Origin of the sequence: Streptomyces sp. NPDC052043, from assembly GCF_044548235.1 — a bacterium.
GTDB lineage: Bacteria > Actinomycetota > Actinomycetes > Streptomycetales > Streptomycetaceae > Streptomyces.
Genome location: NZ_JBIUBT010000006.1, coordinates 194,417 through 220,470, shown reverse-complemented (window position 1 = coordinate 220,470; position 26,054 = coordinate 194,417). Strand labels below are relative to the sequence as shown.

Annotated in this window: 21 protein-coding genes; 11 read left to right on the top strand and 10 right to left on the bottom strand. The window is 71.1% G+C overall.

Annotated features, from left to right (window positions below):
• Positions 1 to 250: 250 nt before the first annotated feature.
• From pdhA to ACIHCX_RS17840, 3 genes are read left to right on the top strand one after another with little or no spacing between them, the layout of a single operon-like run.
• A complete protein-coding gene (pdhA, locus tag ACIHCX_RS17850; RefSeq protein ID WP_400030351.1) occupies positions 251 to 1,447 on the top strand; it encodes a pyruvate dehydrogenase (acetyl-transferring) E1 component subunit alpha in 1,197 nt (398 codons plus the stop codon).
• 2 nt (positions 1,448 to 1,449) lie between these two features.
• Positions 1,450 to 2,430 (top strand): alpha-ketoacid dehydrogenase subunit beta, encoded by a 981-nt coding sequence (locus tag ACIHCX_RS17845; RefSeq protein WP_400030349.1) that lies wholly within the window; start codon positions 1,450 to 1,452, stop codon positions 2,428 to 2,430.
• 10 nt (positions 2,431 to 2,440) lie between these two features.
• The gene (locus tag ACIHCX_RS17840) at positions 2,441 to 3,862 is read left to right on the top strand and encodes a dihydrolipoamide acetyltransferase family protein (protein WP_400030346.1); all 1,422 of its coding nucleotides are present in this window, start codon (positions 2,441 to 2,443) and stop codon (positions 3,860 to 3,862) included.
• 88 nt (positions 3,863 to 3,950) lie between these two features.
• Here the strand turns inward: ACIHCX_RS17840 and ACIHCX_RS17835 are convergent, their stop codons facing one another.
• A complete protein-coding gene (locus ACIHCX_RS17835; protein WP_400030344.1) occupies positions 3,951 to 4,853 on the bottom strand; it encodes a D-alanyl-D-alanine carboxypeptidase family protein in 903 nt (300 codons plus the stop codon).
• A gap of 195 nt (positions 4,854 to 5,048) precedes the next feature.
• Between ACIHCX_RS17835 and ACIHCX_RS17830 the strand changes: the two genes are divergently transcribed.
• Both ACIHCX_RS17830 and ACIHCX_RS17825 read left to right on the top strand, forming a co-directional pair.
• A complete protein-coding gene (locus ACIHCX_RS17830; protein ID WP_400030342.1) occupies positions 5,049 to 5,699 on the top strand; it encodes a GntR family transcriptional regulator in 651 nt (216 codons plus the stop codon).
• On the top strand, positions 5,696 to 7,009 hold the full coding sequence (locus ACIHCX_RS17825; protein ID WP_400030340.1) for a nitrate/nitrite transporter: 1,314 nt from the start codon (positions 5,696 to 5,698) through the stop codon (positions 7,007 to 7,009). The genes ACIHCX_RS17830 and ACIHCX_RS17825 overlap by 4 nt, the downstream gene beginning before the upstream one ends.
• 144 nt (positions 7,010 to 7,153) lie before the next feature.
• On the opposite strand, the gene ACIHCX_RS17820 is transcribed toward ACIHCX_RS17825, so the two are convergent.
• Complete coding sequence (locus ACIHCX_RS17820; RefSeq protein WP_400030338.1) at positions 7,154 to 7,978, bottom strand: maleylpyruvate isomerase family mycothiol-dependent enzyme; 825 nt, start codon at positions 7,976 to 7,978, stop codon at positions 7,154 to 7,156.
• 220 nt (positions 7,979 to 8,198) lie between these two features.
• Between ACIHCX_RS17820 and ACIHCX_RS17815 the strand changes: the two genes are divergently transcribed.
• A complete protein-coding gene (locus ACIHCX_RS17815; protein WP_400030336.1) occupies positions 8,199 to 9,029 on the top strand; it encodes a carbon-nitrogen family hydrolase in 831 nt (276 codons plus the stop codon).
• Between the two features lie 37 nt (positions 9,030 to 9,066).
• On the opposite strand, the gene ACIHCX_RS17810 is transcribed toward ACIHCX_RS17815, so the two are convergent.
• Positions 9,067 to 9,561, bottom strand: a complete 495-nt coding sequence (locus tag ACIHCX_RS17810; RefSeq protein ID WP_400030334.1) for an LURP-one-related/scramblase family protein — start codon at positions 9,559 to 9,561, stop codon at positions 9,067 to 9,069.
• Between the two features lie 110 nt (positions 9,562 to 9,671).
• On the opposite strand from ACIHCX_RS17810, the gene ACIHCX_RS17805 reads away from it, so the two are divergent.
• On the top strand, positions 9,672 to 11,501 hold the full coding sequence (locus tag ACIHCX_RS17805) for an NHL domain-containing thioredoxin family protein (protein ID WP_400030332.1): 1,830 nt from the start codon (positions 9,672 to 9,674) through the stop codon (positions 11,499 to 11,501).
• 81 nt (positions 11,502 to 11,582) lie between these two features.
• Here ACIHCX_RS17805 and ACIHCX_RS17800 read toward each other — a convergent pair whose 3' ends face one another.
• From ACIHCX_RS17800 to ACIHCX_RS17790, 3 genes are all read right to left on the bottom strand, one after another.
• Entirely contained in the window at positions 11,583 to 11,849 is a 267-nt protein-coding gene (locus tag ACIHCX_RS17800) for a DUF6458 family protein (protein ID WP_400030819.1), read from the bottom strand.
• A gap of 152 nt (positions 11,850 to 12,001) precedes the next feature.
• Positions 12,002 to 13,300 carry a M18 family aminopeptidase gene (locus ACIHCX_RS17795; protein ID WP_400030330.1) on the bottom strand — a complete coding sequence of 433 codons (1,299 nt, stop codon included), beginning with the start codon at positions 13,298 to 13,300 and terminating at the stop codon, positions 12,002 to 12,004.
• A gap of 99 nt (positions 13,301 to 13,399) precedes the next feature.
• Positions 13,400 to 15,226: an acyl-CoA dehydrogenase gene (locus tag ACIHCX_RS17790; RefSeq protein ID WP_400030328.1), complete on the bottom strand. Its 1,827-nt coding sequence runs from the start codon at positions 15,224 to 15,226 to the stop codon at positions 13,400 to 13,402.
• 160 nt (positions 15,227 to 15,386) lie between these two features.
• Here ACIHCX_RS17790 and ACIHCX_RS17785 point away from each other — a divergent pair, with 160 nt between their 5' ends.
• From ACIHCX_RS17785 to ACIHCX_RS17775, 3 genes are all read left to right on the top strand, one after another.
• A complete protein-coding gene (locus ACIHCX_RS17785; RefSeq protein WP_141366432.1) occupies positions 15,387 to 15,869 on the top strand; it encodes an SseB family protein in 483 nt (160 codons plus the stop codon).
• A gap of 153 nt (positions 15,870 to 16,022) precedes the next feature.
• A complete protein-coding gene (locus ACIHCX_RS17780) occupies positions 16,023 to 16,994 on the top strand; it encodes a pirin family protein (RefSeq protein ID WP_400030325.1) in 972 nt (323 codons plus the stop codon).
• A 187-nt stretch (positions 16,995 to 17,181) separates the two neighbouring features.
• Positions 17,182 to 18,228, top strand: a complete 1,047-nt coding sequence (locus ACIHCX_RS17775) for an AI-2E family transporter (protein WP_400030323.1) — start codon at positions 17,182 to 17,184, stop codon at positions 18,226 to 18,228.
• A gap of 20 nt (positions 18,229 to 18,248) precedes the next feature.
• Here the strand turns inward: ACIHCX_RS17775 and ACIHCX_RS17770 are convergent, their stop codons facing one another.
• On the bottom strand, positions 18,249 to 20,447 hold the full coding sequence (locus ACIHCX_RS17770; protein ID WP_400030321.1) for a SpoIIE family protein phosphatase: 2,199 nt from the start codon (positions 20,445 to 20,447) through the stop codon (positions 18,249 to 18,251).
• A 182-nt stretch (positions 20,448 to 20,629) separates the two neighbouring features.
• Between ACIHCX_RS17770 and aspS the strand changes: the two genes are divergently transcribed.
• Positions 20,630 to 22,393 (top strand): aspartate--tRNA ligase, encoded by a 1,764-nt coding sequence (gene aspS / locus ACIHCX_RS17765; RefSeq protein WP_400030319.1) that lies wholly within the window; start codon positions 20,630 to 20,632, stop codon positions 22,391 to 22,393.
• Positions 22,394 to 22,471: 78 nt separating this feature from the next.
• On the opposite strand, the gene ACIHCX_RS17760 is transcribed toward aspS, so the two are convergent.
• The 3 genes from ACIHCX_RS17760 to ACIHCX_RS17750 form a co-directional block, all read right to left on the bottom strand.
• The gene (locus ACIHCX_RS17760) at positions 22,472 to 22,990 is read right to left on the bottom strand and encodes a hypothetical protein (protein ID WP_400030317.1); all 519 of its coding nucleotides are present in this window, start codon (positions 22,988 to 22,990) and stop codon (positions 22,472 to 22,474) included.
• Between the two features lie 286 nt (positions 22,991 to 23,276).
• The gene (metG, locus tag ACIHCX_RS17755) at positions 23,277 to 24,992 is read right to left on the bottom strand and encodes a methionine--tRNA ligase (RefSeq protein WP_400030315.1); all 1,716 of its coding nucleotides are present in this window, start codon (positions 24,990 to 24,992) and stop codon (positions 23,277 to 23,279) included.
• A gap of 156 nt (positions 24,993 to 25,148) precedes the next feature.
• A partial coding sequence (locus tag ACIHCX_RS17750) for a VWA domain-containing protein (RefSeq protein WP_400030313.1) occupies positions 25,149 to 26,054 on the bottom strand: 906 nt, incomplete at its 5' end.

Genomic DNA, 26,054 nt, shown 5'->3' with positions numbered 1-26,054 from the left:
TCCAAGTGGAAATACTTGGAAATCCAAGGAAACGCCCAGGTCAGGAGGGGTTTCCCAGAAATGTGGAGCACTGGGTAACGTGACTGTTGCAGGGCGCTCGCCGGGGCACCTGTCACGCCTGTTCCCGGCCGAGTGGCACCCACCCCGTGCCCGGTGGTTCGGAAACAGGTGAGCCTCCCCCGAGCTCTGACGAGCAGGGGGGACCCCCAGCTACCGGCAACCCCGGGGCCGGACCGACGGAGGAGCACACGTGACCGTGGAGAGCACTGCCGCGCGCACATCGCGACGCAGCGCCGCAAGCAAGGCCGGCGCGACCGGCACGAAAGCCGCCGGCACCAGGCGGCGTACCGGCGCCAAGAAGAGCGCCGACCCCGAACTCGTGCAGTTGCTGACGCCCGAGGGCAAGCGCGTCAAGAACGCCGAGTACGACAAGTACGTCGCCGGCATCACCGCCGAGGAGCTTCGCGGCCTGTACCGCGACATGGTGCTCACCCGCCGCTTCGACGCCGAGGCCACCGCCCTGCAGCGCCAGGGCGAACTGGGGCTGTGGGCCTCCCTGCTCGGCCAGGAGGCCGCCCAGATCGGCTCCGGCCGCGCCACCCGCGAGGACGACTACGTCTTCCCGACCTACCGCGAGCACGGCGTCGCCTGGTGCCGCGGGGTGGACCCGACCAACCTGCTCGGCATGTTCCGCGGGGTGAACAACGGCGGCTGGGACCCCAACGGCAACAACTTCCACCTCTACACGATCGTCATCGGCTCCCAGGCGCTGCACGCCACCGGCTACGCGATGGGCGTCGCCAAGGACGGCGCCGACTCCGCGGTCATCGCCTACTTCGGCGACGGCGCGTCCAGCCAGGGCGACGTGGCCGAGGCCTTCACCTTCTCCGCGGTCTACAACGCCCCCGTGGTGTTCTTCTGCCAGAACAACCAGTGGGCGATCTCCGAGCCGACCGAGAAGCAGATGCGGGTCCCGCTCTACCAGCGCGCGGCCGGCTTCGGCTTCCCCGGCGTCCGCGTCGACGGCAACGACGTACTGGCCTGCCTCGCGGTCACCAAGTGGGCGCTGGAGCGTGCCCGCAGCGGCGAGGGCCCCACCCTGGTCGAGGCGTTCACCTACCGCATGGGCGCCCACACCACCTCCGACGACCCCACCCGGTACCGGGGGGACGAGGAGCGCCTGGCCTGGGAGGCGAAGGACCCGATCCTGCGCCTTCGCCGCCACCTGGAGGCCGCAAACCACGCGGACGAGGGATTCTTCGCGGAACTCGAGACCGAGAGTGAGGCGTTGGGCAGACGAGTGCGCGAAGCGGTCCGTGCCATGCCCGACCCGGACCTCTTCGCCATCTTCGAGAACGTGTACGCGGACGGGCATGCGCTCGTCGACGAGGAACGCGCCCAGTTCGCCGCCTACCAGGCGTCGTTCGCGGACGTAGAGGGGGTCTGATCATGGCTGCGGAGAAGATGGCCCTGGCCAAGGCGATCAACGAGTCGCTGCGCCGTGCCCTGGACACCGACCCCAAGGTCCTCATCATGGGCGAGGACGTCGGCAAGCTCGGCGGCGTGTTCCGGGTGACGGACGGCCTCCAGAAGGACTTCGGCGAGAGCCGCGTCATCGACACCCCGCTCGCCGAGTCCGGCATCGTCGGCACCGCGATCGGCCTCGCCCTGCGCGGCTACCGCCCGGTGGTCGAGATCCAGTTCGACGGCTTCGTCTTCCCGGCGTACGACCAGATCGTCACGCAGCTCGCGAAGATGCACGCCCGCTCGCTGGGCAAGGTCAAGCTGCCGGTCGTCGTCCGCATCCCCTACGGCGGCGGCATCGGCGCGGTCGAGCACCACTCGGAGTCCCCCGAGGCGCTGTTCGCCCATGTGGCGGGCCTGAAGATCGTCAGCCCCTCCAACGCGTCGGACGCGTACTGGATGATGCAGCAGGCCATCCAGAGCGACGACCCGGTGATCTACTTCGAGCCCAAGCGGCGCTACTGGGACAAGTCCGAGGTCAACACGGAGGCCATCCCGAACCCGCTGCACAAGGCGCAGGTCGTCCGCGAGGGCACCGACCTGACCCTGGCGGCCTACGGCCCGATGGTGAAGCTCTGCCAGGAGGTCGCCGCCGCGGCCGCCGAGGAGGGCAGGTCCCTGGAGGTCCTGGACCTGCGCTCGGTCTCCCCGATCGACTTCGACGCCATCCAGACCTCGGTGGAGAAGACCCGCCGCCTGGTCGTGGTCCACGAGGCCCCGGTGTTCTTCGGCTCCGGCGCGGAGATCGCCGCCCGGATCACCGAGCGCTGCTTCTACCACCTGGAGGCTCCGGTGCTGCGGGTCGGCGGCTATCACGCCCCGTACCCGCCGGCCCGCCTGGAGGAGTCCTACCTGCCGGACCTGGACCGCGTGCTCGACGCCGTCGACCGCTCGCTGGCGTACTGAGGAGAGGTTCGTGACGACGATGACCGATGCGTCCGTGCGCGAGTTCAAGATGCCGGATGTCGGCGAGGGTCTGACCGAGGCGGAGATCCTCAAGTGGTACGTCCAGCCCGGTGACACGGTCACCGACGGCCAGGTGGTCTGCGAGGTCGAGACCGCCAAGGCGGCCGTCGAACTGCCCATCCCCTACGACGGGGTGGTGCGCGAGCTGCACTTCGCCGAGGGCACCACGGTGGACGTGGGCACGTCCATCATCGCGGTGGAGGTGGCGGGCGCGGCGCCGGCCGAGGTCCCGGCGCAGGCCGCTCCGGTGGCCGAGCCGGTGGCCGAGCCGGGCGCGGACGGGGAGGAGAAGCCGCAGGGCCGTCAGCCGGTGCTCGTGGGCTACGGCGTCTCGGTGTCCTCCACCAAGCGCCGCCCGCGCAAGGGCCCGGAGGCCGCGGCCGCCCCGGCGGCGACGGCACCCCGGCCGGAGCTGAACGGCCACGGCACCGCGGCCGCCGCGGCTGCCGCCGGGCCCCGCCCGCTGGCCAAGCCCCCGGTGCGCAAGCTGGCCAAGGACCTGGGCGTGGACCTCGCCGCGGTCGTGCCGTCCGGCCCGGACGGCATCATCACGCGCGAGGACGTGCACGCGGCGGTGCCGGTCGCACCGGCCGCACCCCAGGCCCCCGAAGCGCCGGCGGCGCCGGCTCCGGTGGCCGCCGCCCCGGCTCCGGCCGTGAGCTACGACGGGGTGCGCGAGACCCGCGTCCCCGTCAAGGGCGTCCGCAAGGCGACGGCGGCGGCGATGGTCAGCTCGGCGTTCACGGCCCCGCACGTCACGGAGTTCGTGACGGTCGACGTGACGCGCACGATGAAGCTGGTCGAGGAGCTCAAGCAGGACAAGGAGATGCAGGGCCTGCGGGTCAACCCGCTGCTGCTGATCGCCAAGGCCCTGCTGGTCGCCATCCGGCGCAACCCGGAGGTCAACGCGTCCTGGGACGAGGCCGCTCAGGAGATCGTCCGGAAGCACTACGTCAACCTGGGCATCGCGGCGGCGACCCCGCGCGGCCTGATCGTCCCGAACATCAAGGACGCCCACGCCAAGACGCTGCCGCAGCTCGCCGAGGCCCTCGGCGAGCTGGTGTCCACGGCCCGCGAGGGCAGGACGTCCCCGGCGGCCATGCAGGGCGGCACGGTGACGATCACCAACGTCGGCGTCTTCGGCGTCGACACCGGCACGCCGATCCTCAACCCCGGCGAGTCCGCGATCCTCGCGGTCGGCGCGATCAAGCTCCAGCCGTGGGTCCACAAGGGCAAGGTCAAGCCCCGCCAGGTCACCACGCTGGCGCTCAGCTTCGACCACCGCCTGGTCGACGGCGAACTCGGCTCCAAGGTCCTGGCCGACGTGGCCGCGATCCTGGAACAGCCGAAGCGACTGATCACCTGGGCCTAGTGGCCCACGGCGAACGGGGCGGCGCACCTCTCGCAAAGGTGCGCCGCCCCGGCGTCCCGACCGGCCTTTCCGGGCCGGTGGGCGGGTGTCAGACCTTCTTGGAGAACCCGTAGTTCAGGAGCTTCGTGGCGTCCGTGGCCCGCTGGGAGGCGGACGAGGAGGCGAGGACGGTGCCGATGACCGTCCTGCCGTTGCGGGTGGCGGCGAAGACCAGGCAGTACTTGGCCTGCGCGCCGGATCCGGTCTTCAGGCCGATGGTGCCGCTGTAGCTGCTGAGCAGCGTGTTGGTGTTCGTCCACTTCGCCATCGTGCGGGTGCTGCCCGTCTTGGTGACGGTCTTGGCCGTGTACGACTTCGTCTTCACGACCGTGCGGAACGTGGAGTTCTTCATCGCGTCGCGGGCCAGCTTCGTCAGGTCGCGCGGCGTCGAGTAGTTGCTGCCCTTGCCGATGCCGTCGAACGAGTCGAAGTGCGTGTTCGTCATGCCGAGGCTCTTGGCGGTGCTGTTCATCTTGCCGATGAACGACTTCACCCGCGCGTCCCGCGTCGAGCCCGAACCGTACTTGTCGGCCAGCGCGTACGCGGCGTCGCAGCCCGAGGGCAGCATCAGGCCGTACAGCAGCTGGCGGACGGTCACCTTGTCGCCGACGATCAGGTGCGCCTGGGAGGCGTTGTTCTTGACGACGTAGTCGCTGTACGCCTTCTGGATGGTGACCTTGGCGTCGAGGTTCAGTTTCGGCTGGGCCAGCACGACCCTCGCGGTCATGATCTTCGTGGTGGAGCCCGTCGAGCGCCTGGTGTCCGCGGCCTTGCTGTAGAGGGACTTGCCGGTCGCGCTGTCCATCACGTAGCCGCCCTTGGCCACGATCGACGGTGCGGTCGCGGCTTGCGCGGGGGCCGTGGTGAGGGCCCCGGTGGCGAGCACGGCGCTCGCGGTCACGGCGACTGCGGCGGCCCTGCGGATACGGATGCCCTGGATGCCGGTTTTCAAGTGAAGTACCCCGATTGTATTGAATTCCTCTGCGGTGCGGCGGAGTTGAAAGCCCACAAAGTGGGACCGCGCCTGTCTGACGCACGGGTGGGGCAGAAGGTTGTGCGGCTTCCGGGTGGATTTCCCGTCGCGTCCGTATGGTCCGCATGCTGGATGGGGCGGGCCTTGCGTACGTGTTGTATCTATGCTGTGGACATGAGCCTGGCCGTGAAACAGCCCCCCGCCGCCGATCGCGTGTACGCGCACGTCAAGCAGGCAGTCCTGGACCGCAGTTACGAGGGCGGCACCCTGCTGACCGAAGGCGAGCTGGCCGAGGCCGTCGGGGTCTCGCGCACCCCCGTGCGCGAGGCGCTGCTGCGGCTGGAGGTCGAGGGGCTCATCAAGCTGTACCCGAAGAAGGGGGCCCTCGTCCTGCCGGTCTCCGCGCAGGAGATCGCCGACGTGGTCGAGACCCGGCAGCTGGTCGAGGTACACGCGGCCAGGAAGGCCGTACCCGCGCCGCCGGGGCTCATCGAGCGGCTCGAGGAACTGCTCCGGAAGCAGAAGAAGCAGGCGGCCGCCGGCGACTTCGCCGCGGCCGCCGTCACCGACCGCTGCTTCCACGCCGAGATCGTCCGCAGCGGCGGCAACGAGATCCTGTCCCGGCTGTACGACCAGTTGCGCGACCGGCAGCTGCGCATGGGCGTCGCCGTCATGCACTCCCACCCCGACCGGCTCGCCAAGACGCTCGCCGAGCACGAGCAGATCCTGGACGCGCTGCGCTCGGGGGACGCGGAGGCGGCCGTCGACGTCGTGCACCGGCACGTCAACTGGTTCTCCCACCTCGCCCGGGGTGAGGTCCGGTGAGCTCGTCGTCGTCCTCGTCACCGGTCTCCCTGCCCGGCGACCCGCCCGGCGGCCGGCGCGCCGTCGCCGTCTGGGGCATCGGCGTCGCCGTCTACTTCGTCGCGGTCATCTTCCGCACGTCCCTGGGCGTCGCCGGCCTCGACGCCGCCGACCGCTTCCACGTGGGCGCCTCGGCGCTGTCGACGTTCTCGATCCTCCAACTCCTCGTCTACGCGGGCATGCAGATACCGGTCGGCCTGCTCGTCGACCAGCTCGGCACCAAGAAGGTGCTGGCCATCGGCGCGGTGCTCTTCACGGCCGGCCAGCTCGGCTTCGCGTTCTCCCCTTCGTACGGCACCGCGCTCGCCTCGCGCGCGCTGCTCGGCTGCGGGGACGCCATGACGTTCATCAGCGTGCTGCGGCTGGGCACCCGGTGGTTCCCCGCCCGGCGCGGGCCGCTGGTCGCCCAGCTGGCCGCGCTGGCCGGAATGGCCGGCAACCTGGTGTCCACGCTGGTGCTGGCCCGGCTGCTGCACGGGGTGGGCTGGACGGCGGCCTTCGCGGGCAGCGCGCTGGCCGGAGCGGTGGTGCTGGTGCTGCTGGTGCTGTTCCTCAAGGACCACCCGGAGGGCCACGAACCGGAGCCGCTGCCCCACCGGGGCGCCGCGTACGTACGCCGGCAGATCTCCGCGGCCTGGCGGGAGCCCGGGACGCGGCTCGGGCTGTGGGTGCACTTCACCACGCAGTTCCCGGCGATGGTGTTCCTGCTGCTGTGGGGGCTGCCGTTCCTGGTCGAGGCCCAGGGCCTGTCACGGGCGGACGCGGGCGAACTGCTCACGCTCGTCGTGGTGTCCAACATGGCCGTCGGGCTCGTCTACGGGCAGATCATCGCCCGGCACCACGCGGCGCGGCTGCCGCTCGCGCTCGGCACGGTGGCGGCGACCGCGTGCGTCTGGGCGGTGACGCTGGCGTATCCGGGCGGGCGGGCGCCGATGTGGCTGCTGGTCGTGCTGTGCCTGGTGCTCGGCGCGTGCGGGCCGGCCTCGATGATCGGGTTCGACTTCGCGCGGCCGGCGAATCCGGCGGAGCGCCAGGGGACGGCGTCGGGCATCACCAACATGGGCGGCTTCGTGGCCTCGATGACGACGTTGTTCGCGATCGGGGTGCTGCTGGACGCGACCGGGGACGACTACCGGATCGCCTTCTCCGCGGTGTTCGTGCTCCAGGCGCTGGGCGTGAGCCAGATCCTGCGGCTGCGGAAGCGGGCGGCCCGGCGGGAGCGGGAGCGGCTGGTCGCCAGCCGGGTGGAGACGGTGCACGTGCCGGCGTGACGGTGCTCTGCGCCGCCGCCGCGGAGCGGGGTGGCGGCGGGGCCCGGCGCGCTCGCCCGGCCGAGGGGCGTCTCCCCCCGGCTCTCAGGGACCAGGGGGGATCCGGCTAGGACTGGGGAGGCGCGTCCGTCCGCGGCCACGGTGCTAGGCCGTCACCACGAAGTTCCGCAGGATCGCCGCCGCCAGGTCCAGGTCGCCCTCCGTCTTCACCTGGTCGGCGACCGCTTCCGGGGTGACCCGGCCGCAGGCCAGGAGGACGTAGGTCTCCCAGTCGAGCGCGAGGGTCGCCGCCGGGCCGAGGGCCGGAGCCGTCTCCAGGGTGCCGCGGCCCTGGATGTCGACGCGGATCGTCCGCAGGAACTCCAGCGGGCCGTGCACGTCGAAGACGACCGCCGAGCTGCGCGGGGCGTCCGCCTTGACCGCGACCACGTCGGGGAGGGCGGCCAGCAGGTAGTCCCGGGCGACGTGGGCGCCGGGCGAGTCGATGTTGCCGGGGCGGCCGAGGGCCACGCGCAGGTCCTGCTCGTGCACCCAGATGTCGAAGGCGCGGTAGCGCATGGCCTCTTCGAGGGTGATCTCCGCGCTGAGCGGGCCGCGCACCTTGGTGTCGGGGTCGCGGGACTCGTTCCGCAGCTGGCGGTTGCGGCGGATGATCGTGTACTCCAGCTCGGAGGTCATCTCCGGCGACGTGTGGTGGCGGCGGACGTCGACCTGCATCTCCATGTAGCGCTGGTGCTCGTTGGTGACGTGGAACAGGTCGCGCGGGAGGGCGTGGATGGGCCGCGGGTCCCCCAGCAACTCGCAGTCCATGCCGATGATGTGCGAGACGACATCGCGGACCGACCAGCCCGGGCACGGGGTGCGCCGGTTCCAATCGGCCTCCACCAGGGGCTGCATCAGCTCCGATATCGCCTCGACGGAGTGGGTCCAGGCATCGGCGTAGGGCTGGAGGGTGGGATGCAGACTCACGGAACGGGACCCCTCGGCGGTCGGTACACGGGCAGGATGTGATGGCATTGCCAGTGGGAGGTGGCTGCGGTCGGCGGGTGTCTTGGAACTCCCCCGGCTTCTCGCTCCGCTACGAGCACGGGGTACCCCCAAGTTACGCTGCTGTGCGGCAGCCCGGCAGTGCTTTCGTGTGACGATCGTAGGCCCGTCCGGACGACTCGAGTGCCAGGACGGTGGTAGTGTGCGCGCCTCGTTGATCCAGATTGCCGTGGACGACGGCGAATGTGCCGATTCGCGGCGTCGGCGAGTGGCCGCGCTGGTGCGCGAGCAGGCCGGGGCCGACCTCGTGGTGCTGCCGGAGCTGTGGACCACCGGAGCCTTCGCCTTCGAAGAGTTCGAACGCGGGGCCGAACCACTGGAGGGTCCCACCTACGAGGCGATGGCCGAGGCGGCGAGCGACGCGGGCGTGTGGCTGCACGCCGGCTCGATCCCCGAACGCGCCGCGTCCGACGGCGGCCCGGGTACTGGTACGGGCTCCCTGTACAACACCTCCCTGGTCTTCTCCCCCGCCGGCGATCTGGCCGCCGTCTACCGCAAGATCCACCGCTTCGGCTTCGACCAGGGCGAGGCCGTGCTGATGAGCGCGGGGCGGGAACTGGTGACGGTCCCTCTGCCGGACACCACCCTCGGCCTCGCGACCTGTTACGACCTCCGCTTCCCCGAACTCTTCCGCGGGCTCGTCGACGCCGGGGCGCAGACCCTGGTGGTCCCGGCGGGCTGGCCCGAGCGCCGGCGTGCGCACTGGACGCTGCTGGCCCGGGCGCGGGCGGTGGAGGACCAGGCGTTCGTGCTCGCCTGTGGAACGGCCGGGACGCACGCCGGAGTTCCGCAGGCGGGTCACTCGATCGTGGTGGACCCCTGGGGCGAGGTGCTGGCCGAGGCCGGCCCCGGTGAGGAGGTCCTCACGGTCGACTTCGACCCGGCGAGGGTGCCGGCCACCCGGGACCAGTTCCCGGCCCTGAAGGACCGGGTCCTCGGCCTGGAGCCGCCGCACCGCCAGGACGTCCCCTAGGGTTTCGAGGCTCCTCTCCCCCTACCGCTCCTCTCTTCTACCGCTCCTCGCGTTCCTTCTCCGCCAGGTGGATCACGCACACCGCCACCGCGATCACCAGCGCGGGGTCGGCGTCCTCGCGCACGACGTCGACGCCGTAGGTCTCCACGACGCTCAGCCAACGCCGGGAGATCACCGCGAGCAGTTCGCCGTCGTACTCGACGGCGAACTCCCGGTCGAGGATCCTGCCGCTGACGTCGAGCTCGGTGCCGTCCACCAGGGACACCCGGTAGTGGTGGCGCAGCAGCGACAGCCGCTTGCGCCTGATCTTCGCCAGCCCCTCCCCGTCCCGCTCGATCACCATCGTGTCCCGCAGCGCGAACATCTTCTGGTGGATGTTGATCAGGACCCGGCCGTGGGCGTCCTTCAGCTCGAAGGTGTCCCGCAGCCGCATCGCCTTGCCGTCGACGAGGAAGACCTTGCGGCCGTGCTCGTCCTCGATCCAGTAGTCGTCACCGATGCCGAAAATCCGGTCGCGTACGAGGAATCTCATGTCCTCACCGCTTCCCCGCCTCCGCCCCGGCGACGCGGCCGGTGGTCCGACGGGCCCCGTACGGCACCGCGCCGGACGGGCCGCCCCGCACGGGTGGCACCCTTGGTCCCATGAACGACACGGCACCCCGACGCGCCCGCGTACGCGCCCCCGAGCTGATCGGCAAGGGCGGCTGGCTCAACACGGGCGGGAAGAACCTCACCCTCGCCGACCTGCGCGGCAAATGCGTCGTGGTGGATTTCTGGACCTTCTGCTGCGTGAACTGCCTGCACGTCCTGGACGAGCTCAGGGAGCTGGAGGAGAAGCACCGCGACACCGTCGTGGTCGTCGGGGTGCACTCGCCGAAGTTCGTTCACGAGGCGGAGCACCAGGCGGTGGTCGACGCGGTGGAGCGGTACGGGGTGGAGCACCCGGTGCTCGACGACCCGGAGCTCGCCACCTGGAAGCAGTACGCGGTACGGGCCTGGCCGACGCTCGTCGTCATCGACCCGGAGGGCTACGTCGTCGCGCAGCACGCCGGCGAGGGGCATGCGCACGCCATCGAGCGGCTGGTGGAGGAGCTGGAGGCCGAGCACGAGGCGAAGGGCACCCTGCGCCGTGGCGACGGCCCGTACGTGCCGCCGGAGCCGGAGCCCACCACCCTGCGCTTCCCGGGCAAGGCGGTGCTGCTGCCGTCCGGGAACTTCCTGGTCAGCGACACCACCCGGCACCAGCTGGTGGAGCTGGCGGCGGACGGCGAGACCGTGGTGCGGCGGATCGGCCAGGGCGGCCGGGGGATGGCCGACGGCGGCCCGGAGCTGGCCCGGTTCCAGGAGCCGCAGGGACTCGCGCTCCTGCCGGACGGCGCCGTCGTGGTCGCCGACACGGTCAACCACGCCCTGCGGCGCTTCGACCCGGAGACGGGCGAGACCACGACGCTGGCCGGTACCGGCCGCCAGTGGATGCAGGGCGAGGCCACGTCCGGTCCCGCCCGGGACGTGAACCTGTCCTCGCCCTGGGACGTGGCCTGGTGGAACGGCAAGGTGTGGATCGCCATGGCGGGCGTGCACCAGCTGTGGGCCTACGACCCGCAGGACCGGACCGTCGCCGTCACCGCCGGCACCACGAACGAGGGGCTCGTCGACGGGCCCGGCGCACAGGCCTGGTTCGCGCAGCCCTCCGGGCTCGCGGCCACGCCCGACCGGCTGTGGCTCGCCGACTCCGAGACGTCCGCCCTGCGCTGGGTGGATCTCGACGGAGCCGTCCACACGGCGGTCGGCACCGGGCTGTTCGACTTCGGGCACCGGGACGGAGCCGCCGGACAGGCGCTGCTCCAGCACCCGTTGGGCGTGACCGCCCTGCCGGACGGCTCGGTCGCCGTCAGCGACACCTACAACCACGCCCTGCGCCGCTACGACCCGGCGACCGGCGAGGTCACCACGCTCGCCACCGATCTGCGCGAGCCCAGCGACGCGGTGCTCGTGGGGGACGACATCGTGGTGGTGGAGTCGGCCCGGCACCGGCTCACCCGGCTGCGGCTGCCGGAGGAGGCGGTACGGGTGGAGGCGGTCGCCCACCGCACCCGGCGCGCGGCGACGGAGGTCGCCCCCGGCCGCCTCCGCCTGGACGTGATCTTCCAGGCCCCGGCCGGGCAGAAGCTCGACACCCGCTACGGGCCGTCGACCCGGCTGCTGGTGTCCTCGACCCCGCCCGAGCTGCTGCTGAAGGGCGAGGGCGCGGACACCGACCTGTGCCGCGAACTGGAGCTGGATCCCGCCGTCCCGGAGGGTGTCCTGCACGTCTCCGCGATGGCGGCCTCGTGCGACGACGACCCCGCGAACGAGTACCCCGCCTGCCATGTGCACCAGCAGGACTGGGGTGTTCCGGTCCGCCTCACCGAGGGCGCGACGGACCGGCTGCCGCTCGTCCTGGCCGGGATGGACGAGACCGCGGCGGGCTGATCGCCGAGCCTGCCGACGCCGCTGGTCTCCTGACGGTCGCGGCCACCACCCCGGTGGCCGCGGAACCGGCCCGGCACGTGCTCAGATGCCGTAGCCGTCGCTGTAGCCGTCGCGTGTGTGGTGGTGGCGGTCCTCTTCGACGACCGTGGTGGGGGGCACCATGACGCGGCGGCGCCGGTAGATGCTGCTGAAGGTCGTGACGCCGATCAGGCCGACGATCATCAGGATGACGCCGACCATGTGCAGGTTGACCCCCTGCATGTGCCAGTCGGTCGCGAACGTGAGGATGGCTCCCACGGCGATGAGGATGATGCACCCTCCCCCGAGCTCTCGGCTTCGCTCGAGCAGGGGGGACCCCCATGGCCCATGAGTGTCGCCTCCTTGTCCGGTGTCGGATCCGATGGGACCGGGCCGGGCCGGTCCCTTCCGGTCAACTCCGGGTACCCGCAAGCCGGGTGGCCATGCGGAGGCGGCTCCTATGGGCCGGGCGGCCGTGCTTCTCAGCCCTCCAGGAACGCCACCAGCGCGTTCGCCAGCAGGAACGGGTCGTCGGCGGCGCACAGTTCGCGGGCGCTGTGCATCGACAGGATGGCCACGCCGATGTCGACGGTCCGGATGCCGTGCCGGGCCGCGGTGATCGGGCCGATGGTCGTGCCGCACGGCATGGAGTTGTTGGAGACGAAGGACTGGAAGGGGACACCGGCCTTCTCGCAGGCCGCCACCCACACCGCGCGCCCCGAACCGTCCGTCGCGTAGCGGTTGTTGACGTTGACCTTGAGGATCGGACCGCCGCCCGCGCGCGGGTGGTGGGTCGGGTCGTGCCGCTCGGCGTAGTTGGGGTGGACGGCGTGGCCGGTGTCGGAGGACAGGCAGACCGTGCCGGCGAAGGCGCGCGCCCGGTCCTCGTAGGACCCTCCGCGTGCGAACACCGAGCGCTCCAGCACGCCTCCGAGCAGCGGGCCGTCCGCGCCGGTGTCCGACTGGGAGCCGTTCTCCTCGTGGTCGAACGCGGCCAGCACCGGGATGTACGGCAGTTCCGACGTCCCCGCCGTGACGGCCGTGAGCGCCGCGGCGGCGGCGTGCACCGACAGCAGGTTGTCCATGCGGGGGCCGGCCATCAGCTCCCGGTCCCGGCCCAGGTAGGCGGGGGGCTCCACGGAGTGCGTCATCAGGTCCCAGCCGGTCACCTCGCCCGCGGTGAGCCCCGCCTCCGCCTCGAGGAAGGCGATCAGGTCGCCGTCGCGGACGTCGTCGCCCAGGCCCCACACCGGTTGCAGGTGCCGCTGCTTGTCCAGCTTGAGTCCCTCCGCCGAGACCTGGCGGTCCAGGTGGATCGCCAGCTGGGGGACGCGCAGCAGCGGACGGGCGACGTTGACCAGGCGGGTGGAGCCGTCGCGCAGCGTGAGCCGGCCGGCCAGGCCCAGGTCGCGGTCGAGCCAGGAGTTCATCAGCGGGCCGCCGTAGATCTCCACGGCGACCTGGCGCCAGCCGTGCGCCCCGGTGTCGGGCAGCGGCTTGACCCGCAGGTTGGGGGAGTCGGTGTGCGCGCCGACGATACGGAAGGGGGTGTGCGGTGCGGCACCCTCGGGGACGTACCAGGCCACGATCGCCCCGCCGCGCAGCACGTACTTTCCGCCTGTCGTGCCGTCCCACGCGTCCGTCTCGCAGACCTGGCGGAAGCCGGCCTTCTCCAGCCGCTCGGCCGTGTTCGCCACGGCGTGGTACGGCGACGGGCTCGCCGCCAGGAAGGACATCAGGTCGTCGGTGTGGCCGCGGTCGAAGCGCTGGCTTGTACTCATGGGTTCACCTTAACGACGTCACGAGGGTCCGCTCCCGGCGCCGGGAGCGGACCCTCGTGTGTGGGGGGGTGGGGACGGGCGGCAGGGCCGGTGCCCGTCCTAGAAGGCGGCCTCGTCGAGCTCCATCAGGTCCAGGTCCACGTTCTGCGCGACCTTGCGGGCCAGGGTGACGCCCGGCAGGACGTTGGCCGCGAAGAACTTCGCCGCCGCGATCTTGCCCTGGTAGAACGCCACATCCTTGGCGGAGGCCGTCTCCAGCTTCTCGGCGGCGATCGCGGCGCCCTTGAGCAGCAGGTGGCCGACGATCACGTCACCGGAGGCGAGCAGCAGACGGGTGGTGTTCAGGCCCACCTTGTAGATGCTCTTGACGTCCTTCTCGGTGGCCGCGAGGTCGGTCAGCATGTGGCCGACGAGGGCCTCCAGCTCGGCGGCGGCCCTGGCGAGGTGCTCGCGGGCGCCGGCCAGCTCCTCCCCGCCGGTGCCGAGGGCCAGGAACTCCTTGATGTCCTCGGCGATCGAGTTCAGCGCGGCGCCCTGGTTGCGGACGATCTTCCGGAAGAAGAAGTCCTGGCCCTGGATGGCCGTGGTGCCCTCGTACAGGGTGTCGATCTTGGCGTCCCGGATGTACTGCTCGATCGGGTACTCCTGGAGGAAGCCGGAGCCGCCGAAGGTCTGGAGCGACTGGGCGAGCTGCTCGTACCCCTTCTCCGAGCCGTAGCCCTTGACGATGGGCAGGAGCAGGTCGTTGAGCGCGTGCTCGACCGAGGCGTCCTCTCCCTCGGCCTCCTTGACCGCGATCGTGTCCTGGACCGCGGCGGTGTGCAGGACGAGGGCGCGCATGCCCTCCGCGTACGCCTTCTGCGTCATCAGCGAGCGGCGCACGTCGGGGTGGTGCGTGATGGTGACCTTGGGCGCGGACTTGTCCATGAAGTTCGCCAGGTCGGGGCCCTGGACGCGCTCCTTGGCGTACTCCAGCGCGTTCAGGTAGCCGGTGGACAGAGTGGAGATCGCCTTCGTGCCGACCATCATGCGGGCGAACTCGATGATGCGGAACATCTGGCGGATGCCGTCGTGCCGGTCGCCGATCAGCCAGCCCTTGGCGGGGTGGCGGTCGCCGAAGGTCATCTCGCAGGTGTTGGAGGCCTTCAGGCCCATCTTGTGCTCGACGTTGGTGGCGTAGACGCCGTTGCGCTCGCCGAGCTCGCCGGTCTCGACGTCGAAGAGGTACTTCGGGACGAGGAAGAGGGACAGGCCCTTGGTGCCGGGGCCCGCGCCCTCGGGGCGGGCGAGGACGTAGTGGAGGATGTTCTCCTCCATGTCGTGCTCACCGGAGGTGATGAAGCGCTTCACGCCCTCGATGTGCCAGGAGCCGTCCTCCTGCCGGACCGCCCTGGTGCGGCCGGCGCCGACGTCGGAGCCGGCGTCGGGCTCGGTGAGCACCATGGTGGAGCCCCAGGTCTTCTCGACCGCGATCTTCGCGATCCGCTGCTGCTCCTCGGTGCCCTCCTCGAAGAGGATGCGGGCGAAGGCCGGGCCGGAGGAGTACATCCACAGGGCCGGGTTGGCGCCGAGGACCAGCTCCGCGTAGGCCCAGATCAGGGACGGCGGAGCGGTGGTGCCGCCGATCTGCTCGGGCAGGCCCAGGCGCCAGTACTCGGAGTCCATGAAGGCCCGGTAGCTCTTCTTGAAGCTCGCCGGCACCGGCGCGGTGTTCGTCTCGGGGTCGAACACCGGCGGGTTGCGGTCGGTGTCCGCGAAGGACTCCGCCAGCTCGTTCTCCGCCAGGCGGGTCAGCTCCGCCAGGACGCTCCTGGCGGTGTCGGCGTCCATCTCCTCGAACGGACCGGTGCCGTACAGCTTGTCGCGCCCGAGCACTTCGAAGAGGTTGAACTCGATGTCGCGGAGGTTCGACTTGTAGTGCCCCATGGCCACGGCTCCCGTCGAGGACTCGGCGAGGCACTGACTCCTCGCATCTGGTTCACGTACCAACTAGTAGCTCCGATGATGCTACCCGTCGGTAATAAGAAGCAACCCCGATCCCGCCATGTGTGACCGAGCCCTCGTGCGGGTCAGTACGCTGTGGCTCATGTACGGATACGGCCAGCCGATGGACAGTGGGGCGGCACAGCAGGGGTACGTCCCTCCGCAGCAGCAGATGCCCGGCGGTGTCGGCGGGTACGGTCAGCAGGCTCCGGCCTACCCCGAGCCCTCGCCGCCCTCGCTCGCGGACGCGGTGCGCGCCTTCACCACGGGGCAGTTGGCCGCCGAGGACTTCCAGCAGGTCTTCGCGACCTCCAAGGTGTACTGCCCGCGCGGCGACAACCCCGGGTTCCTGGCGCTGCACAACACGCAGCAGCCGGTGATCCCGATGTTCACCTCGCTGAAGGAGCTGCGCCGGTACGCGGGCAAGGAGTCCAAGTACTTCGTGATCACCGGTGCCGAGGTGATCGACCTGCTGCCGACCGGCTACGGCTTCGTGCTCGACATGGAGGGCGAGCACCGGATGGTGTTCGACGCCAAGGCGGTCGAGCAGATGGTCGACTTCGCCATGCGCCGGATGTACGGCTAGCGGACGGCTGGGAGCGGTCACGGGCGTCACTGCGGGGCGTCCGGCGGCGTCCGGAGGCGCGGAGCCCGGAGGGAATTCCCTCCGGGCTTCTTCTGTTGAGGCTGGCAGAAAGTTCAACCATCAACTAAAGTGGTCGCACAAGGAGGAACCGACATGCCTGCAGTGACCGTCGAGAACCCGCTGACGCTGCCTCGTGTGGCCGCACCCGCCGACGCCGTGGCACGCCCCGTGCTCACCGTCACGACCGCCCCGAGCGGCTTCGAGGGCGAGGGCTTCCCGGTGCGCCGCGCGTTCGCCGGGATCAACTACCGCCACCTCGACCCGTTCATCATGATGGACCAGATGGGTGAGGTGGAGTACGCGCCGGGCGAGCCCAAGGGCACTCCCTGGCACCCGCACCGCGGCTTCGAGACCGTCACGTACATCATCGACGGCGTCTTCGACCACCAGGACTCCAACGGCGGTGGCGGCACCATCACCAACGGCGACACCCAGTGGATGACGGCGGGCGGCGGCCTGCTGCACATCGAGGCCCCGCCGGAGTCGCTGGTGGTGTCCGGCGGCCTCTTCCACGGCCTCCAGCTGTGGGTGAACCTGCCGGCCAAGGACAAGATGATGGCGCCGCGCTACCAGGACATCCGCGCCGGCAACGTCCAGCTGCTCACCTCCCCGGACGGCGGCGCGCTGCTGCGGGTCATCGCCGGTGAGCTGGACGGCCACGCCGGCCCCGGCGTCACGCACACGCCGATCACGATGATCCACGCGACGGTGGCCCCGGGCGCGGAGGTCACCCTGCCCTGGCGGGAGGACTTCAACGGCCTGGCGTACGTGCTGGCCGGGCGCGGCTCCGTGGGCGCCGAGCGCCGGCCGATCCACCTCGGCCAGACCGCGGTCTTCGGCGCCGGCTCCGCGCTGACCGTCCGCGCGGACGAGAAGCAGGACGCGCACACGCCCGACCTGGAGGTCGTGCTCCTCGGCGGGCAGCCGATCCGCGAGCCGATGGCCCACTACGGCCCGTTCGTCATGAACACCCGGGACGAGCTCGTGCAGGCCTTCGAGGACTTCAAGAAGGGCCGCCTCGGCACCGTCCCGGCGGTCCACGGGATGAGCGAGGGCGGGCTGTAGACCCTTCCCGGTCGTTGGGCGTGAAAGGCCCCGTCCTTCACGGACGGGGCCTTTCACGTTCCTGCCGGGCCGCGGTGCCCGGCGCGGGACGCGTCACCGGCGGGCGGAGCCCCGGCAGCTGACGCCGTGTCACCCGTGTGGGGCGTCCGTGCGGGACAGCCCGTCCGGCGTGTGATCGTCTGGAGGTGTGCAGGCCCCCGCCCCGCTGCTGCCCGAGCCCGTCCGGCGTCTCGCCGCCTGGTGCGCCGCCCTCCTGCTGGTGTCCGGGGTGGTGTGGATCGGGGTCGAGCTGTGCGTGGTGTTCCGGACCGCGGTGATCCCGGTGCTGCTGGCGCTGTTGGGCACGGCCCTGCTGCGGCCGCTCTTCCGGCGGCTGGTGGGGGTGGGGGTGAACCGGTCGTTCGCCGCCGGGATCACCTGTGTGGCGGTCGTCGCGGTCGTCGGCGGGGTGGTCTACATCGTGGTGGCCGCGCTGATCGACAGCGGGGACCAGATCGTCGCCTCGCTCAAGAAGGCCGCGCACTCGCTCGCCAAGCCCCTCGGGGCGGCCGGCACCTCGCTGGACGACCTCGCCTCCCACGGCGGGCGGCTGCTGGAGAAGTTCGGCGGGACGGCCGCCTCCAACGTCATCAGCGGGGTCAGCGCGGTCGGCGAGTGGCTCGCCATGGCCGTACTGGCCCTGCTGCTCGTGTTCTTCTTCCTGCGCGACGCGCACCGGGCCGCCGCCGTCCTGCGCACCCTCGCCCCGCGCGGGAACGGCGACACGGCGGAGGCCATGGCCCGGCGGGCCTTCGCGGCCGTGGAGGGCTTCATGCGCGGCACGACACTTATCGCGCTGATCGACGCCGCCTGCATCACCGCCGGCCTGCTGGTGCTGAGGGTGCCCGGCGCGCTCGGCCTCGGCGCGCTGGTCTTCATCGGCGGCTACCTCCCCTACCTGGGCGCCTTCCTCTCCGGCACGGTGTCCGTGCTGGTCGCCCTCGCCGACCGCGGATTCGTCATCGGGCTGTGGGCGCTCGGCGTGGTGCTGGCGGTGCAGGTGCTGGAGGGGCACGTGCTCCAGCCGGTGATCCAGAGCCGGACCGTGCAGATGCACCCGGCGGTGGTATTGCTGGCGATCACGGGAGGCGCGTCGGTCGCCGGCATCGTGGGGATGCTGCTGGCGGTGCCGCTGACGGCGGCGGCCTTCGGAACCGCGCACGAGCTGCGGGAACGCTACGCGGCTTCGCCGTAGGACGCACCCGCCGGAACGGCTCACCTGGCCGCCGAGGACTCGTACAGCTCGAACCAGATGCTCTTGCCCCGGCCCCGCGGCACGACGCCCCATGCGTCCGCGAGCAGTTCGATCAGCACCAGCCCGCGCCCGGAGGAGGCGAGCTCGCCGGGCCGGCGCTTGTGCGGCAGGTCGTCGCCGCCGTCGGTGACCTCCACCCGCAGCCGCCGCTCGCCCTTCTCCCCGCTGACCTCGGCCAGCACCAGCGCGTCGACGTCGGTGTGCAGCAGGACGTTGGCGAGGGTCTCCGACAGCAGCAGCACCGCCGAGTCCACATGCTCCTCGTTCGACCAGTCGTGCAGCAGCTCCCGCAGCTGCCGGCGGGCCACGGAGACCCGCTCGGGCTCGGCCTGGGCGACCGTCATCAGGGTGTGCCGCAGCCGGGGGCGGGCCGCCCGGCCGTCGCGGCGCCGACTCAGCAGCAGCACCGCGATGTCGTCCTCGCGGCGGTCGGCCAGGGGCCCGGTGGTGTGGTGGGAGGAGGGCCCGTGCACGGCCTGCACCAGCGCGTCGGCGAGTTCCTCGGCGTCGCCGCCGTGCCGCTCCAGGATCGTACGGATCCGCTGCCAGCCGGTCTCCAGGTCGTGGCCGCCGGTCTCGATCAGGCCGTCCGTGCAGAGCATCATCGTCTCGCCCGGCTCCAGGGTGAACCGGGTGGTCGGGTAGTCGGCGTCCGGGTCGACGCCGAGCGGCAGCCCGCCCGCGGTCGCCCGTTGCAGCACCGTGCCGTCCGCCATCCGGATCACCGGGTCCGGGTGGCCCGCGCGGGCCACCTCCAGGACCCCGGTACGCGGGTCGACCTCGGCGTACAGGCAGGTCGCGAAGCGCAGGTCGGCGGCCTCGTCGGCATCCTCACCGGCCTCGCCGTTCTCGGCGTCCTCGCCGGTCTCGCCGTTCTCGCCTTCGGCACCGGCGGCGAGCATGCCGTGCAGGAAGCGGGAGGCGCGGGAGAGCACCGCGTCCGGGCGGTGCCCCTCGCAGGCGTAGGCGCGCAGGGCGATGCGCAGCTGGCCCATCAGCCCCGCCGCGCGCACGTCGTGGCCCTGGACGTCCCCCATCACCAGGGCGAAGCGCCCCGACCCGGAGGACGTGCGGGACCGCGAGGCGGCACCGGGCAGCGGGATCATGTCGTACCAGTCGCCGCCGATCTGGAGGCCGCCACCGGTGGGGACGTAGCGGGCGGCCACGTCCATCCCGGGGACCTCGGGGCCCAGCGTGGGCATCATCGAACGCTGAAGGCCCTCGCTCAGCTCCCGCTCGGTCTCGGCGGTCCCGGCCCGGGACAGGGCCTGCGCGAGCATGCGGGCCACCGTGGTCAGCACCGAGCGCTCGTCGGGAGTGAAGGCCACCGGGTAGGTGAAGGCGGCCATCCAGGCGCCCATCGTGCGGCCCGCGACGGTCAGCGGCAGGAACGCCCAGGAGTGGCGGTGGAAGCGCTCGGCGAGCGGCCAGGTGAGCGGATAGCGGGACTTGTACTGCCCCGGCGAGGCGAGGTAGACGGCCCGCCCGGTGCGGACCACCTCGGCGGCCGGATAGTCCGTCTCCAGACCCATGTGCACGAACGGGCCCTCGTCGCCGGGCCGCTGCCCGTGGTGGCCGATGATCGTCAGCCGGTCGCCCTGGACGCCGAAGACCGCCAGCCCGTCCGGCGAGAAGCCGGGCATCGACAGGCCGGCGGCGACCCGCAGCACCTCCGCCGTGGAGCGGGCCTCGGCCAAGGCCCGGCCGGCGTCGAGCAGGAAGGCCTCCCGCGAGCGCCGCCAGTCGCCGGTGACCGCTCGTCGCCCGGCGGGCGAACCGGGCGTCGGCTCGGCGACCTCCTGGAGGGTGCCGATCAGCCGGTACGCCTTCTTGTGGGCGTCGAAGGTCGGCTTGGAGCGGCTGCGCACGACGCGGACGATCCGGTTGCGCTCGTCCATGATGCGGATGCGGACCTCGGCGAGGGTGCCCTCGGCGACGGCCAGCTGCACGACGCCGGTGATCTCGTTCCAGTCGACCGGGTGGAGGCGGGCGCGCACCTGGGCCTCCCTGAGCGTGGCCTTCTCGGGAGGCAGCCCGAGCAGCCGGGCCGCCTCGGCGTCCACCGAGACCAGGCCGGTGGCCGTGTCCCAGTGCCACATCCCGGTCGCGAGAGAGGCGAGCACGTCGCCCACGGCGGGCAGGGGCTCACCAGTGCGCATTGCCCCACTGTAAGAAGAGGCGATCGGACACTGCCACCGATGGCGTACGGCCGTCCGGTCCCGGAGCCGCCCCGGACCGCTCCATATGGTGGGGAGCCGACCTTGAGCTGCCCGGTACGCTGGGTAGGTCCGGGCCGTGCCCGCCCGGCGATCCCCGATCCGCGAAGGCTGGATGAACGACGATGCATCGGTACAGGTCCCACACCTGCGGCGAGCTCCGCGCCTCTGACGTCGGCACCGACGTCCGGCTCAGTGGCTGGCTGCACAATCGGCGCGACCTGGGCGGCATCCTCTTCATCGATCTGCGCGACCACTACGGCATCACGCAGCTCGTCGCCCGCCCCGGCACGCCCGCGTACGAGGCCCTCGACAAGCTCTCGAAGGAGACCGTCGTCCGCGTCGACGGCAAGGTCGTCTCCCGCGGCGCCGACAACGTCAACCCCGAGCTGCCCACCGGTGAGATCGAGATCGAGGTCGGCGAGGTCGAGGTGCTGGGCGCGGCGGCCCCGCTCCCCTTCACCATCAACGCCGAGGACGGGGTCAACGAGGAGCGGCGCCTGGAGTACCGCTTCCTGGACCTGCGCCGCGAGCGCATGCACCGCAACATCCTGCTGCGCACGGCGGTCGTCTCCGCCATCCGCCAGAAGATGTCCGCGATGGGCTTCAACGAGATGGCGACACCGATCCTGTCCGCCACCTCCCCCGAGGGCGCCCGCGACTACGTGGTCCCCTCCCGGGTTCACCCGGGCCGGTTCTACGCCCTCCCGCAGGCCCCCCAGCAGTTCAAGCAGCTGCTGATGATCTCGGGCTTCGACCGCTACTTCCAGATCGCGCCCTGCTTCCGCGACGAGGACGCCCGCGCGGACCGCTCGCCGGGCGAGTTCTACCAGCTCGACGTCGAGATGAGCTTCGTCGAGCAGGAGGACGTCTTCCAGCCGATCGAGAAGCTCATGACGGAGCTCTTCGAGGAGTTCGGCGGCGGCCGCCACGTCACCTCCCCCTTCCCGCGGATCCCGTTCCGCGAGGCGATGCTGAAGTACGGCTCCGACAAGCCGGACCTGCGCGCCCAGCTGGAGCTCGTCGACATCACCGACGTCTTCGCGGGCTCGGAGTTCAAGGCGTTCGCGGGCAAGCACGTCCGCGCGCTGCCGGTGCCGGACACCGCGGGCCAGCCCCGCAAGTTCTTCGACCAGCTCGGCGACTACGCGGTGGAGCAGGGCGCGAAGGGCCTGGCGTGGGTGCGCGTCGGCGAGGACGGCGGGCTGACCGGCCCGATCGCGAAGTTCCTGACCGAGGAGAACGTCGCCGAGCTGACCAAGCGGCTGTCGCTGGCCCCCGGCCACGCGGTGTTCTTCGGCGCGGGCGAGTTCGACGAGGTCTCGAAGATCATGGGCGCGGTGCGGGTGGAGGCCGCCAAGCGCGCCGGCCACTTCGAGGACGGCGTGTTCCGCTTCTGCTGGATCGTCGACTTCCCCATGTACGAGAAGGACGAGGAGACCGGCGGGATCGACTTCTCCCACAACCCGTTCTCCATGCCGCAGGGCGGCCTGGAGGCCCTGGAGACCCAGGACCCGCTGGACATCCTGGGCTGGCAGTACGACATCGTCTGCAACGGTGTCGAGCTGTCCTCCGGCGCCATCCGCAACCACGAGCCGGACATCATGCTCAAGGCCTTCGAGATCGCGGGCTACGACCGTGAGACCGTCGAGGAGAAGTTCGCCGGCATGCTCCGCGCGTTCCGCTTCGGCGCCCCGCCGCACGGCGGCATCGCCCCCGGCGTCGACCGCATCGTCATGCTCCTCGCGGACGAGCCCAACATCCGCGAGACCATCGCCTTCCCGCTCAACGGCAACGCCCAGGACCTGATGATGGGCGCCCCGACCGAGCTCGACGAGTCCCGCCTGCGGGAACTCCACCTGTCGGTGCGCAAGCCGCAGCCGAAGTAGTCCACCGGACAGGGAAGCGGCCCGGAACCCCCCCGAGGGGTTCCGGGCCGCTTCCGTTGCCGCCGCGCCCGAGAGGCGTCAGACTTCTTCCGACTCCCGGGTGAACAGATCCTCCGCGCGCTTGACGGTGCCGGACCGGTCCAGCCAGTCCGCCAGGAGCTCGAGATCCGTGCAGGACGTGATGCGTTCGCGGACGTCGTCGGAGACGGGGAGACCGCGCACCTCGAGAACGCGCAAGATGCCCTTCGCCTCGCCCTCGGCCTTGCCTTCTGCTCTGCCCTTCAGGTACGTCTCCTCGAAGAGGGTTCCCCGGCCGGGGAAGTATGTGGCGACCATCTTCTGCAGTCCTCTCCATGTCTCTCTGGCCGGAGTCGCCCAGGGACCCACGCGACACTCGAAGGGACCGGTGGCCCAGGAAGCCGTGGACCGGCTCTTGCAGACGGCGACGAGCAGCACCGGAAGGTCGTACTTCGCGCGCAGATAGGCCACGTAATAGGCCCAGTTGGCCGCCTTTTCCGGGGCAGGCTTCGTTTGCAATTCGACGGCGACCATGAAGCCGTCCCCCTCGGAAGGCTCGACCTTGAGCACCGTGTCCACACGGCGCTCCATGGGGCGGAGTTCCGTGGCGTCGGGGGGAGTGCCGTGATGTCCGCCTTTGCCGGCTGCGGCAGGCCGAGCGCTTCGAAGACGAGGGCGAGGACCTCTGGATGCTCTTGGAAGATCCGGTGTGCGGCCTCGTGTGTCGATGTGACCATGGGCGCAACGTAGGTGGATCGGGGGACCGTGTGCCCGACGATCGGGGTGCGCTCACTCTTTCGAGGGGCGGGGCCACGTTCCCCCCTGCTGATACAGGGGGGAACGTGGCCCCGTCACCTGGGCTGTGTTATTCCGTGTCGCCGCCGAAGCGGTTCTTGTAGGTCTCCAGGTCGTCGTCGGTGAGCTTGGCGAAGAGGACCGGCGGGACCGTGAACGGGGTGCCGGCGGGGACGGTGGTCAGGGCGGCCGCCTCGGTGGGGGTCACCCAGGTCGCCGTGTCGTCGTCCAGGGAGAACGCCGCGCGCATGGCCGCCGACGAGGTGGGGATGAACGGCTCCGAGACCACCGAGTAGAGGTGGATCAGGTTCATCGCGGTGCGCAGGGTGAGGGCCGCGCCGTCCTTGTCGGTCTTGATCTCCAGCCAGGGGGACTTCTCCTCCAGGTAGGAGTTGCCCGCCGACCACAGGGCGCGCAGGGAGGCCGCCGCCTTGCGGAACTGGATGGCCTCCATGTGCTCCTCGTACTCGGCGAGGAGGCGGGCGATCTCCTCCCCGAGCCGCGCCTCGGCCTCGCCCGGCTCGCCGCCCTCCGGGACGGCGTCGCCGAAGCGCTTGCGGGAGAAGGACAGCACCCGGTTGACGAAGTTGCCCAGCGTGTCCGCCAGGTCCTTGTTCACCGTGGCCGTGAAGTGTTCCCAGGTGAAGGACGAGTCGTCGGACTCCGGCGCGTTCGCCATCATGAAGTAGCGCCAGTAGTCGGCCGGGAGGATCTCCAGCGCGTCGTGCGTGAAGACGCCGCGCCGCTGCGAGGTGGAGAACTTGCCGCCGTAGTAGTTGAGCCAGTTGAAGGCCTTGATGACGTCGACCTTCTTCCACGGCGAGCGGGTGCCCAGCAGGGTCGCCGGGAACATCACGCTGTGGAAGGGCACGTTGTCCTTGCCCATGAACTGCGTGTAGTGGACGTCCGCGTCCGACTCCCACCACCACGCACGCCAGTCCCGGTTCTCCGGGTCCTGGTCCGCCCACTCCTTCGTGGCACCGATGTACTCGATCGGGGCGTCGAACCAGACGTAGAAGACCTTGCCCTCGGCGGCCAGGTCCGGCCAGGTGTCGGCCGGGACCGGCACGCCCCAGTCCAGGTCACGGGTGATCGCACGGTCGTGCAGGCCCTCGGTGAGCCACTTGCGGGCGATCGAGGAGGCCAGCACCGGCCAGTTGTCGGCGCGCTCGTCGACCCAGGCCTCGACCTCGCCGGCCAGCACGGACTGGAGCAGGAAGAGGTGCTTGGTCTCGCGGACCTCCAGGTCGCTGCTGCCGCTGATCGCGGAGCGCGGCTCGATCAGGTCGGTCGGGTCCAGGACCCGCGTGCAGTTCTCGCACTGGTCGCCGCGCGCCTTGTCGTAGCCGCAGTGCGGGCAGGTGCCGATGATGTACCGGTCGGGCAGGAAGCGACCGTCGGTGTTGGAGTACACCTGGCGGATGGCCCGCTCCTCGATGAACCCGTTCGCCTTCAGCTCGCGGGCGATCTCCTGCGTGATCTCGTGGTTCTGCGGGGACGAGCTGCGGCCGAAGTAGTCGAACGCGAGCGAGAAGCCGTCGTAGACCGCCTTCTGCGCGTCGTGCGCCTGCGCGCAGAACTCGTCGACCGGGATGCCCTGCTCCTTGGCGGCCAGTTCGGCGGGGGTGCCGTGCTCGTCGGTCGCGCAGATGTACAGGACCTCATGGCCGCGCTGGCGGAGGTAGCGGGAGTACACGTCGGCCGGGAGCATGGACCCCACCATGTTGCCCAGGTGCTTGATCCCGTTGATGTACGGAAGGGCGCTGGTGATGAGGTGTCGAGCCATCGCGGGCTGCTCCCAAGTCGCTACGTGGGGTGACGATCTCGTCGGGTGCGGGTCGTCTGCGGAACCTTGAAATCGTAGCCGACATGGCTGGGCCGCCCGCTTCCCGTTCTGAGGGGTGGGAAGGGGCGGCCCTGGTGCGGTGGTGAGTCCCGTCGGTTACGGGCGCCAGTTGGCCAGTACGCCCTCGTAGAGCTCCTGGTCCGTGAGCTCGCGGGGGGTCGGTCCCGCGTGGAAGAAGGACGTGGTGTCGGTCTTCAGTTTGCGGAGGTAGTCGAAGGCCTTGTGGTCGTGCTCGCCGAAGGCGACGAAGGAGAAGAAGACGGTGGGGTGCTTCTTCGACGCGTCGGTGAGGGACTGGGTGGCCGGGGTCTTGGCGTCCGGGGCGCCGTCCGTCTGGAAGATCACCAGGGTGGGGGCCGCCGGGTCGTCGGTCGACTCCGCGCGGTGGGCCAGTACGGCGTCCACGGCGGCGTGGTAGCTGGTGCGGCCCATGCGGCCGAGGGAGCCGTGCAGGTCGTCGATCCGGTTCTCGTGCTCGGCGAGGGTCAGCTCGCCGGTGCCGTCCACCTCCGTGGAGAAGAACACGACCTGGACCGTCGCCTCGGGGTCGAGGTGGGACGCGAGGGCCAGGGTCTGCTCGCCGAGGGCCTGGGCGGAGCCGTCCTTGTAGTACGGGCGCATGGAGGCGGAGCGGTCGAGGACGAGGTAGACCTTGGCGCGGGTGCCGGTGAGGTCGTACTTCGCCAGGGCGGACGCGGCGGCGTGGTAGGCGGTGGTGAGGGCGGGGGCGTGCGAGTCGATGTGGGCGAGGGGGGTGGCGGGGGTGTTGTCCGCGTCCGGCGCCGGCTGTTCGGCCGCCGGTTCCTGCTCCGAGGGCGGTTGTTCGGTCGTCGGTTCGGCCTCGGCTTCGCCTTCGGCCGGGTCGTTCCCACCCGCACCACCCGTGCGGCTCTCGTCGTCGGGTGCCGGTGACTCCTGTGGGGCTTCCTCGCCGTCGGCGGCCTGCGGGTTGTCGCCCTCGGCCTGCGGCTCCGACTTCGGCTCGGCCTCGGCCTGCGGCTC